Origin of the sequence: Sunxiuqinia rutila, assembly GCF_050589705.1 — a bacterium.
Taxonomy (GTDB): domain Bacteria; phylum Bacteroidota; class Bacteroidia; order Bacteroidales; family Prolixibacteraceae; genus Sunxiuqinia; species Sunxiuqinia rutila.
Map to the genome: position 1 here is coordinate 101,274 of NZ_JBNGOT010000016.1, position 10,690 is coordinate 111,963.

At 48.1% G+C, this 10,690-nt stretch carries 9 protein-coding genes; 4 read left to right on the top strand and 5 right to left on the bottom strand.

All coding sequences use genetic code 11. The annotated features are described in order from the left end of the window. Positions 1-7: 7 nt before the first annotated feature. The 4 genes from ACRD6K_RS17085 to ACRD6K_RS17100 form a co-directional block, all read right to left on the bottom strand. A complete protein-coding gene (locus ACRD6K_RS17085) occupies positions 8-1,285 on the bottom strand; it encodes a spondin domain-containing protein (protein WP_430974271.1) in 1,278 nt (425 codons plus the stop codon). Between the two features lie 228 nt (positions 1,286-1,513). Then, positions 1,514-2,458, bottom strand: a complete 945-nt coding sequence (locus ACRD6K_RS17090) for a bifunctional methionine sulfoxide reductase B/A protein (RefSeq protein ID WP_430974272.1) — start codon at positions 2,456-2,458, stop codon at positions 1,514-1,516. Positions 2,459-2,614: 156 nt separating this feature from the next. Then, the gene (locus ACRD6K_RS17095) at positions 2,615-4,093 is read right to left on the bottom strand and encodes a sensor histidine kinase (protein ID WP_430974273.1); all 1,479 of its coding nucleotides are present in this window, start codon (positions 4,091-4,093) and stop codon (positions 2,615-2,617) included. A 16-nt stretch (positions 4,094-4,109) separates the two neighbouring features. Beyond that, positions 4,110-4,802, bottom strand: coding sequence for a response regulator transcription factor (locus tag ACRD6K_RS17100; RefSeq protein ID WP_299581115.1), 693 nt, complete (start codon positions 4,800-4,802; stop codon positions 4,110-4,112). Positions 4,803-4,987: 185 nt separating this feature from the next. Between ACRD6K_RS17100 and ACRD6K_RS17105 the strand changes: the two genes are divergently transcribed. Further along, positions 4,988-5,341, top strand: a complete 354-nt coding sequence (locus ACRD6K_RS17105) for a hypothetical protein (RefSeq protein WP_430974274.1) — start codon at positions 4,988-4,990, stop codon at positions 5,339-5,341. Positions 5,342-5,442: 101 nt separating this feature from the next. Here ACRD6K_RS17105 and ACRD6K_RS17110 read toward each other — a convergent pair whose 3' ends face one another. After that, positions 5,443-7,092: an AMP-binding protein gene (locus ACRD6K_RS17110; RefSeq protein ID WP_299581121.1), complete on the bottom strand. Its 1,650-nt coding sequence runs from the start codon at positions 7,090-7,092 to the stop codon at positions 5,443-5,445. Between the two features lie 266 nt (positions 7,093-7,358). Between ACRD6K_RS17110 and ACRD6K_RS17115 the strand changes: the two genes are divergently transcribed. Genes ACRD6K_RS17115 through ACRD6K_RS17125 form a run of 3 tightly spaced genes read left to right on the top strand, consistent with a single transcriptional unit; the run spans position 7,359 to position 10,337 of the window. Next, the gene (locus ACRD6K_RS17115; RefSeq protein ID WP_430974275.1) at positions 7,359-8,015 is read left to right on the top strand and encodes an HD domain-containing protein; all 657 of its coding nucleotides are present in this window, start codon (positions 7,359-7,361) and stop codon (positions 8,013-8,015) included. Between the two features lie 7 nt (positions 8,016-8,022). Next, positions 8,023-8,415: a VOC family protein gene (locus ACRD6K_RS17120; RefSeq protein ID WP_299581127.1), complete on the top strand. Its 393-nt coding sequence runs from the start codon at positions 8,023-8,025 to the stop codon at positions 8,413-8,415. 32 nt (positions 8,416-8,447) lie between these two features. Next, the gene (locus ACRD6K_RS17125; protein WP_430974276.1) at positions 8,448-10,337 is read left to right on the top strand and encodes a sulfatase-like hydrolase/transferase; all 1,890 of its coding nucleotides are present in this window, start codon (positions 8,448-8,450) and stop codon (positions 10,335-10,337) included. Positions 10,338-10,690 lie beyond the last annotated feature (353 nt).

Below are 10,690 nucleotides of genomic sequence, written 5' to 3' on the forward strand. Positions count from 1 at the left end.
TCAATTCTCATTCATTTTTCTGAATCGTTACCCGAATAAGCTGATCGACATCCGGATAGCTAAATCCATCATCCAGAAGCATCACCTTTCCATCTTCTACAACATCGGCCGAAGTTTGGGTTCCGGGATATTCATTCACCTCCGTCCCGGCATCGTACAACTTCACATAATGGGTCAGGTCTTTTTCGGCCACCCCATTATCGAGTTTCAGGCCTTCATCCCCTGTTGAGAAAAAGATATCGTTGGATGCCCCAAGCATGCTTGCCAGGCTCAACGACTGCCCAACATGTCCTTCTATGCTGAACATGTATTTCTGCCCCGGGAAAAGCGGCCCGCTTGAACCATCGGTTCGCATAGCCTGAAATCCGGCAGCATACCCGCCAGCCGTCAACGAATTGAACAAAGGCTCCGGATTTCCGGTTTCAGCAAGGGTTTCCAATCCATCACCATAGTCTGGGGTGTTTTCGGTGAAAATGGGTTTGTCCTTTTTTTCATGCAACACCCAAAGCACCGGGGCAACGGGCGACACATAACCGCTGTTCCACGCCAGGTAATGTCCCAGCGGATCAGCATTCCCCATTTCAGCCAAAGGCTCCAGGCCTTTTCCTTCGTCAGCCACTCCTTCTTTAAAAATTGGCGTTTTCCCATCCGTATGAACCACCCACGCAATGGGCGAAATAGCCGTTGTGCTTCCTTCCAGCACTTGAATGGTCAAACGAAACATGCTGTTCCCCTCATAGCTCAAGTTCGCCATCAGGTTGGTTGCCACCGAACCATAGTCATAGCCATCGCCCACATCGCTCATTTTCCTGACCACACCATTTTCATCGGCTCCACTGTGCGGATTATCCGGGCCAGGCATTTGATTCACCTGGGTTCCGGCATCCCACAGGTGCAATTCCGAAGTGATATCTCCGGTTACCGGAGCGCCTGAATCGTACAAGCTGATTCCGCCTTCGGCAGGAGCATAAAAACCATCATTCGATAAGCCATACATGCTTGCAAAGGAGAGCTTGTGGTTGGGACCGGCATGAAAAGAGAAGCTAAAAGCGTGTCCGGGAAATGCCGGCCCTGCCGAACTTTCTCCGTCGGGAATACGCACAACTCCGGCTTCAAAAAAAGGATAGTCCACCGCAACATTCTCTACGGTGACAGTGTAAGTACCGCTTAGCCAGGAGGCCTTTTTCAGATCGCCATCCGGCAGGTCATCTTCCATTTCTTTCTGGCACTGAACAAACAAGCCTGTCAACAGTGCCGCAATCATAATCATTCGTAATACTTTCATAGCCAAAAACTTTAAAATTAACAGATTACTAAGTTCCTGCTTAAGTATCACAAGGTGGTCACGAGAGTATAAAACTTCAGTAACGATTTCATGCCCAAAGCATGCATTAAGGGGTTGGTTCAATGCATGCCCTGGGCATTCTGTAAGCTGAACGATTCATTTTGGTGAACCAAACAGCGATGGTGGGTTTAAAAATCCTGGAAAGAAGAGCTTGGGATCAGTAGAACTCTAAAATCGTTGGACCCGCTTATGGCAATAGGGCGTTCCGTCTTTGTTGACGTAGTAGTTTTGATGGTAATCCTCGGCCAGCCAAAAGCTGGCTGCCGGACTTAACCGCGTGGCCACATCGTACCCTTTCTTTTCCAAAATCCGGATCAACTTCTCTGCAATTTCCTTTTGCTCCACCGTCCGGTAAAAGATCTCAGACCGGTACTGATCGCCCACATCCGGCCCTTGACGGTTGACCTGTGTTGGATCATGTATTTCGAAAAACAGCCGGGCCAGGCTTTCATAATCGGTCTCGCTCGGATTGAAAATAACACGAACCACTTCGGCATGCCCGGTTTTGTGGTAACTCACCTCCTGGTAAGAAGGATTCTTTTTACTGCCGCCCATATACCCCGATTCCACGGATTTTACCCCCAGTGCCTGTTCCAGGTAATATTCGACGCCCCAGAAACAACCGCCGGCAAAATAGGCCGTATCACTTGCTGCCTTTCGAGGCGTGCCGGCCGGAATGAACTCCAGCGAAATGGAGTTCACACAATGGCGGGTATTCTTGGCCGTGAATCCTTCATTCAGAAAAACATGCCCCAGGTGAGCACCACAGGAAGCACAGGTAATCTCGGTACGCAAGCCATCCGGCACCCGATTCACAGCTCCTTCAACTTCATCATCAAAACTGGGCCAGCCACAACCCGAATCAAACTTATCGGACGAATGGTACAGCTCGGCCCCACAACGCTTGCAGACATAGGTGCCTGCTTCGTAAAACTTATCGTACTTGCCCGTAAAGGCACGTTCCGTTCCTTTGTGCAAAATAACCCGCTTTTCTTCCGAAGTCAGCGGGCGAAAATAGCGGGAGTCTCCCCCTGCTTGCTGGCTTTGCGTCTGTGCACAACCAGCAAGTGTCATCCAGCTAAATAGCATGAAATACATCATTCGTTTCATCATCCTTCTCCTTTTTAATTGTTCTGATAATTTCCACTCATCCCAAAGAATGGGTTTATCCCCCAATTCGTTACAATCATCTTTTATCCTGTCGCCTCCACAAAGCTCTTAAGTAATTATCACGGCAAGGTCACAAAACGTTCATTTTTTAGAATACATTCAGGCAATTTGAGCTACCGGAAGGTCAAACACAAAAGTGGTTCCCTTGCCAAGCTGGCTATAGGCCCGAATGCTGGAATGGTGCAGCTCAACCATTTTTTGAACGATGGCCAGTCCCAAACCGGTACTCTGCCCATCTTCTCTGGATTTGTAGTAGCGTTGAAACACATGCTCCAGTTCCTCTTGTTTAATGCCCTGCCCGGAATCAGCCACCCGAACCTCCACTTTCTCCGGATTTTGGGTGTCAATTTCAATGTTGATGGTATCTCCCTCCTTACAGAACTTCACCGCATTGTCAATCAGGTTTTGCAGCACCCGGTCAATCATCGAAACGTCAGCCTCCACCAAAGGCAGTTCTTTGGCAATTACCGTATTGATGCTGATTCCTTTCTTTTGAGAGATGATCCGGTATTTATTGGCAATGTCGTAAACCAGTTCAGCAATGGAAAAGGGCTCGGTATGTGGTTTTACCTGGTGGGCCTGCAGCTTCGACAGCTCGAACAAATCTTCCACCAGCTTTTTGAGCCGCCCACAGCTTTTGAAAATTACCTCCAGGTATTTCTCCTGCTCTCCGGGAGCAATCTTATCCTTTTTCAGCAATAAGGTTTCAGCATAGCCCTGAATAGAAGCTACAGGCGTTCGCAAATCATGCGACACGTTGCTGATCAATTCCCGACGGAGGTTATCCACGCCTTTCAACTCTTGGATATTGCGCTCAATGGTGTCAGCCATCTCATTAAATACCAAGCCAATCCGATCCAGTTCGCCATCACTTTTCACGGCAATACGCTTTCCCAAATTTCCAACCCGAAACTCATTAATCCCCTCAATTATCGGATTCAGCTTTTTAGTAATCAACCAAATGGCCAGCAAGCCGACTAAAGCCGAAATAATCAGAATAATGATCACCGAACGAATGGAAAGCCCTAAAATATAGCTTCCCAACACCGCTTCGGAAGCCGAAACATATTCCTGACTGGCCAGAACAATGTAGATGTAGCCGGTCAGCTCATCGCCATTCATTACGCGGGTGGCCGAAAAGGTTTTGTACTCTCCCGGATTCCGTGGGTCATCGCCATAAATAATGCTGTGTTCCGGATCATTCAGAAAGGTTTTGACAGGTTCCAGATCGACCGACTCAAGTTTAACCACCTTGTCCGGAGCCACGTACTGTAATATTTTACCTTGCGGACTCAGCAAATACACCTCAACGATCGGGTTGATTACCATCATGGAGTGCATGATGTCTTTCACCCCCTCTTCGCTGATAACGCCATCCTGCAAAAAAGGATCGATCATGGAGCGGGTGTTTTGCGCCAGCTCGCGGTTCAGCCGCTGATTCACTTCAATGGAGTATTTACGGGCCGACTCCACGGAGATGTAGAGTACCAATGCGGTAAAGACGAACAACACCAACAGGAAAATGGCGGAAACCTGTAAGTATAAACGATTGACTATTTTGGGTCGAACTAATTGCATAGCATCATTTTTTGGCTCAGGACTCCCTGAATTTATAACCAACACCCCAGGTTGTTAAAATGTACTCCGGTTGGCTCATGTCCTTTTCAATTTTGGAGCGTAAGCGGTTGATGTGTGAATTCACCGTATGCTCAAATCCCTCAAATTCATAGCCCCACACCTTGTCGAGCAACTGCATGCGCGAATAGGTTTTCCCCGGATTCGAAGCCAGATGAACCAACAGATCAAACTCTTTGGGCGAAAGCTCAACACGCTCTCCGCCGACTTCAACAATGCGCATCCCCACATTAATATACAGCTGATCGCAACGCAACTCCAGCTCTTCATCACGACTTTGTGCGGTACGCTCTGCCCTGCGCAATACAGCCTTCACCCGGGCCAGCAGTTCGCGAATACCAAATGGTTTCGAGATGTAATCGTCCGCGCCAATCTCCAGCCCCAATACCTTATCAATTTCTTCGGACTTGGAAGTGATCATCAACACCGGTGTATTGTCTTTTTCCATGCGCAAGCGTTTACAGACTTCAAAGCCATCGAGCAAAGGCAGCCGGATATCCAGCAGAATAAACCGGTAACGGTTATTCAAGGCTTTCATCAGGCCCTCCTTCCCATCATAGGCTTTATCCACCTCCATATTCATATCCGAAAGGTGAATGGCAATAAGTTCAGAGATATCCCGATCATCCTCAATGATTAACGCTTTGTCCATAGGCATTTTTTTCTAAGAACAGGTGAAAGGTAGAATGTGTTTATCACAGAAGTATCACAAAGCCATAAAATTACTGCATGGACCTAAACAAGAGTGAATCGGTTCTTAAGATCCAACAAAATCCGAATAATTTGTATCTTCAGCTACTCAGGGGAATACAATAAAATATCCGGTTAAGACACCGATTGCAAATCGGCGCCAGCGGGGGGTATGCCCGGCATACCTTTGTTTCGGTTCGAAAGCTTGCCAGCGATGCCTGGCAACAAAATGTTTGGAAACAAAAGCTTGCCAGCGATGCCCGGCAGCAAAATGTTTGGAAACAAAAGGGTGCCAGCGATGCCCGGCAGCAAAATGTTTGCGAACAAAACCCTCTCGGCGATGGCTGGCAACAAAATGTTGGCCGTCAAAAGCTTGCCGACGATGGCTGGGAGCACAATGTTGGCGAACAGAAGCTTGCCAGCGGCCCGCGGGGAGCCCTCTGGATCAACAAATTACCCACCATTACTGACGCGGCTTTGCAAAACATGCCTTGCTGGTAAAAGCAAGACGTCTGCCCTGGCAGGCAAGACAAAAAAATCCCCAGGCGACAGGCCCGGGGATGGTAGTATTGTTCTATTAGAAGTTCTAATTCAACACGAAATTAGTAGTAAAGAAAACGCTTAATTTTTTGGGTGGGTGTTTTCTCAAAGGGCACTGGCTGAAGAACCACCATCTGGATGCGCGAAAATTTATTCACCTCATCATTCACCTTTTGCTGAATTTCACCCAAAATCTCATCAACGCGGGCATTAATTTTATGCACGGCTTCATCTTTCATGGAGCGCATGGTCTTGACCCGCTGCTCAATTTCCTCCATGTTCAGGTGAACCATAGCCACCAAGCGGCCTTTTTTCTCCACCACCAGCGATTCCAGTACATATTCCATCCGGTTAATCACCGATTCAATTTCTTCCGGATAAATATTTTCACCACTGGCTCCCACAATCATGTTCTTAATCCGTCCGCGGATATACAGGAAGCCGGATTTGTCAAAGCGTCCCAAATCGCCGGTTTTAAACCAGCCATCTTCGGTAAATACGTCTTTGGTCAGCTGCTCTTCCTTGTAGTAACCTTTCATCACATTCTCCCCTTTGGCCTGCACTTCGCCTTCACCGGTTACCGGATCCGCATTTCCAATGCGAAGCTTTACACCTTCCATTGGAATACCAGTGGATAGATAACGAACATTCTGACCTACCGCACCTGCCAAAAGTGGCGACGTTTCGGTTAGTCCATAGCCAATGGCCAATGGAAATTTAGCATCCATCAGAAAACGTTCAACCTCATTATTCAGTTTAGCGCCGCCAATACCAAAGAACTTCAATTCACCACCAAAGGTTTCGTAAAGTTTTTTTCCGGCAATACGACTCAACAAAATCTGGAAAGGGCGAATTTTATATAGAAAGCGGGTTACCGCCTTGCTGTTAATCTGTGGAAGAATTTTTCCCCGGTAAACTTTCTCAATAATGAGGGGAACCACCAGCATAATGGTTGGCTTCACCTTTTTCAAGGCAGGCAACAATACCGAAGCAACAGGCGGTTTCGAAAGGTAATACACCGAAGCTCCATACATAATCGGGAAAATCAGGCCCAAGGTATTTTCAAACGTATGGGATAGCGGCAACACCGACAAGAACCGATCGGTACTATTTATGAATTGCAAGGATTTACTTTGCTGTCCGGTCCAGATAATGTTTTTATGCGTCAACATTACCCCTTTCGACTTACCGGTTGTTCCCGAAGTGTAAATGATGGAGAGTAAATCCTCCTCCTCTACTTCTTCGTACTGAAATTCAGCCGGAGCTTCCACGGCCATCGCCGGATAATCCTCGGCATTCAGCTCTTTCAGTGTTTCAATCTGAATAATCTTCAGAAGCGGGTATTCTTCCGGCTCCAATTTGGAAAGAAGCTGTTCCGAAACAAAAATAACTTCGGCTTCCGCATGCTGAAGAATGTTTCGGATTTCAGAAGGACTGAAGTCCGGCAGAATCGGCACAGCAATGGCACCAATGCTTCCTACCGCAAAAAACGACACGCCCCAGTTGGGCATGTTCGCACTTAAAATAGCCACCTTAGAGCCTTTTTGCACTCCAAGCCCTCTCAGATAAGTTCCTAAAGCTTCAACATCCGTTTGAAGCTGCTGATATGTTTTAGCCTCTTCGCCAACAAAACAAAGCGCGTCTTTTTCGGCGAATTTCTCGAAGCTGGCCTGCAACATGGCAGGCATGGTCAATTTTCTAGTCTTATTCATGATATACTCTTTCGCACTTAACATCCTCTATAACAACAGAAAGATCGTTAAGATCAGCAAAAATAAACAAATCTATGAGATGTTATCTCTTTTTAACATGTTTTAGCAGCTTCGAAGCCTCAGGAAATATATGTTGTAGAAATGAAAAAATAAGCCGATGCTTTGCATCACTTTCTCATAACTGCCTTAAACCAGTGCATTACACGCAGAATTCAAGCGCTTCAACCAACAACTTCTCCAAAGAAATACGTAGCTTTGATCGAGCTATGAAAAAAGAACACCTGATAGAAAAAACAGCCCGCTACATTCAGCAAGAATTTAGTCACGAAGGTTCGGGGCATGACTGGTGGCACATTCACCGGGTATGGCAGTTGGCCCAATGGATTGCCCGCCGGGAAGGGGCCAATGTGTTTATTGTTGAAATGGCCGCTCTGCTGCATGACCTGGACGACTGGAAATTAAGCCAACCCAACGAGGCAAAAGCCTGGAAATGGATGGAGCAGCTGGGCATTCCACCCAACGATCAGCAAACCATTCAGCAGGTAATCGATCAAGTGTCGTTTAAAGGAGCTGGCGTAGACACCACCCCCGATTCACTGGAAGCCCGGGTGGTTCAGGATGCTGACCGGCTGGATGCCATGGGAGCCATCGGTATTGCACGCACCTTTGCTTACGGCGGCCATAAAAACCGTTTGATTTACGATCCGGAGGAACAACCGGTGCTCCACGATTCGTTTGACGCCTATCAACAATCCACAGGCCCCACCATCAATCATTTTTACGAAAAGCTGCTGTTGCTGAAAGATCGAATCAATACCGCCACCGGCCAAAAGCTGGCCCGGCAGCGTCATCAGTTTATGGAACATTACCTGGAACAGTTTTTCCGGGAGTGGAACAACCACGAACAACCATTAACCCTCTAAATATTGTATGATGAAAATTTCACACATTGCTATCTGGACAATGAATTTGGAAGGAATGCGGAATTTTTATATCCACTACTTTGATGCCAGTTCAAACGACGCCTACTTTAATCACTCGCGCGATTTCCAGTCCTATTTCATCACCTTCGGAGGTGATTGCTCCATGGAGTTGATGCAAATGCCGGGGATTCCAAAATCTAAAAATGATCCCCGAAAGCAATTCTGCGGACTGACCCATTTTGCCATTGAGCTTGGCTCCAAACAAAAAGTAGACGAACTCACCGAGCAGCTCCGGCAGGATGGCTTCCCAATACTCGGCGAGCCCCGCACCACAGGCGATGGCTTTTACGAGTCGGTTGTTCTTGATCCGGAAGGCAACCGAATAGAGCTGATTGCCTGAACCAACACCAACCTTAAACCAACAAACCAACCATGAAAACCACACCATTATTCCTTGGATTCACCATGCTTACAGGCCTGGCAGCAACATCCTGTGCCGATCAACAGCCCGACGAGCTTCCCAATATACTCTGGCTGACCAGTGAGGACAACAGCCCCTTTGCCGGCTGCTATGGCGATGAATTTGCCACCACGCCTAATTTGGATCAACTGGCATCGGAAGGCTTTCTCTACACCCATGCCTATGCCAACGCGCCCGTATGTGCCCCGGCACGCAACACAATCATCACGGGAGTTTACGCCAACTCGGGAGGGCACCAGCACATGCGCAGCTACTACCCAAAGTCTGAGCTCATTCATTTCCTTCCGCAATTTCTCCGCGAAAAAGGGTATTACTGCACCAACAACCACAAGGAAGATTACAACATGGCTGCCGGCCAGCTCCACGACATCTGGGATGAAAGCAGCCGCGAGGCGCACTACAAGAACCGCGAAAATGATCAGCCGTTTTTTGCCGTTTTCAACACCAACATCAGCCACGAGAGCAGTATTCATAAAACCATTCCTACAGAGCAACTGAGACACCAGCCCGATGAAGTGAAGCTGCCGCCCTATCATCCGGACACACCGGAGATGCGTCATGATTGGGCCCAGTATTACGACAAAGTTGAAGACATGGATGCCTGGGTGGGAAAACAACTTCAGGCATTGGATGAAGCCGGGCTGGCTGAAAACACCATCGTTTTTTACTTTGGCGACCACGGTGGAGTTTTGGGCCGAAGCAAGCGTTTTGTCTACGAATCGGGCACGCATGTCCCCTTTATCATTCGAATTCCGGAGCGATACAAACACTTATTTCCGGCTAAAAAGCCCGGAGCAAAGATCGACCGGCTCATCAGTTTTGTGGATTTGGCTCCAACGCTGCTAAGCATTGCCGGCATTCCAATTCCGGAGTACATGCAGGGAAAAGCTTTTCTGGGAAAACAAAAAACAGCCGACCCGGAGTATGCCTATATGTTTCGGGGGCGCATGGACGAGCGCTACGACATGAGTCGTGCCGTGCGCGATCAGCAGTTTCGCTACATCCGCAACTACATGCCCTACCGCATTTATGGGCAACACATCAATTATCTTTGGAAAGCGCCTTCGATGCCCTCCTGGGAACAAGCTTATTTAAAGGGCCAATGCAATCCGGCACAATCTGCTTTTTGGGAACCCAAGCCGGTTGAAGAGTTGTACGACACCGAAAAAGACCCTTGGGAAGTGCACAATCTGGTCAATGATCCGAACTACTCAAAAACACTGGAACGCCTGCGAAAAGCTAATAAGGACTGGGTAAGCCGGATTTACGACAGTGGCTTTATCCCGGAAGCCGAGCGCCAACTACTTGCCGACGGGCAATCCGTTTACGATCTTCTCCGGACCAATCAGATTCCCTTAAAGGCAATCATCGATGCCGCAGAACTGGCCACCTTAGGCCGAAAAGACAAGCTGCCGCAACTGGTTCAGCTGCTCGATCATGAAAATGAAAGCGTCCGGTACTGGGCAGCTACCGGGCTGTTAATTCTGGGGGCAGATGCCCGGGAAGCCCAACCCAAGCTGGAACAGGTGTTGGATGACTCATCAGTAAGTGTTTCCATTGTTGCCGCCGAAGCCCTTTACTACTTGGGTGAAAAAGAAAAAGCCCTGACAACACTGCTGGCTGCACTAAAGCATCCCAGCCCGTTTGCCCGAACGCATGCCCTCAACGTCATTGACTACACGCATGAATTTACGCCAACCATTCAGGAAGCCCTCTTTCAAATGGTTCGGAAATTTGAAGACGATAAAAGCCCTGACCGGTACGATCTGCGCGTGGTGGAATGGCTGCTTGATAAGAACCAGGTGGACCGAAGCAATATGACCTTGAATAGCGCCAAATAAATTGGCATGGCACTGTGCCGAACTCCCAAGACTCCAGCCGGAAATGGGAAAAACCGGGTTGTGTGCCATTTCCCAATGGTTCGGTCGCTTTTCCATACGGGTTGATTGCATTTCCGGGCGGTACTTTCCCATTTCCAAGCGGTACTGTCCCATTTCCGACTGGTAAAGTCACATTTCCAGACGGTACTGTCCCACTTCCGACAGGTCCTGCTCCACTTCCGGGTGGTCCTGGCGCAATCCGGACTGGCACAAGGCGGAAGTGGTAGTGTTCATTATGAGAGTGTTCAACAAACTGTGTCATGTAAACAAAAATGAATGTTTTAAAATTTACCTGATATGGGAAAAGAAAAGTT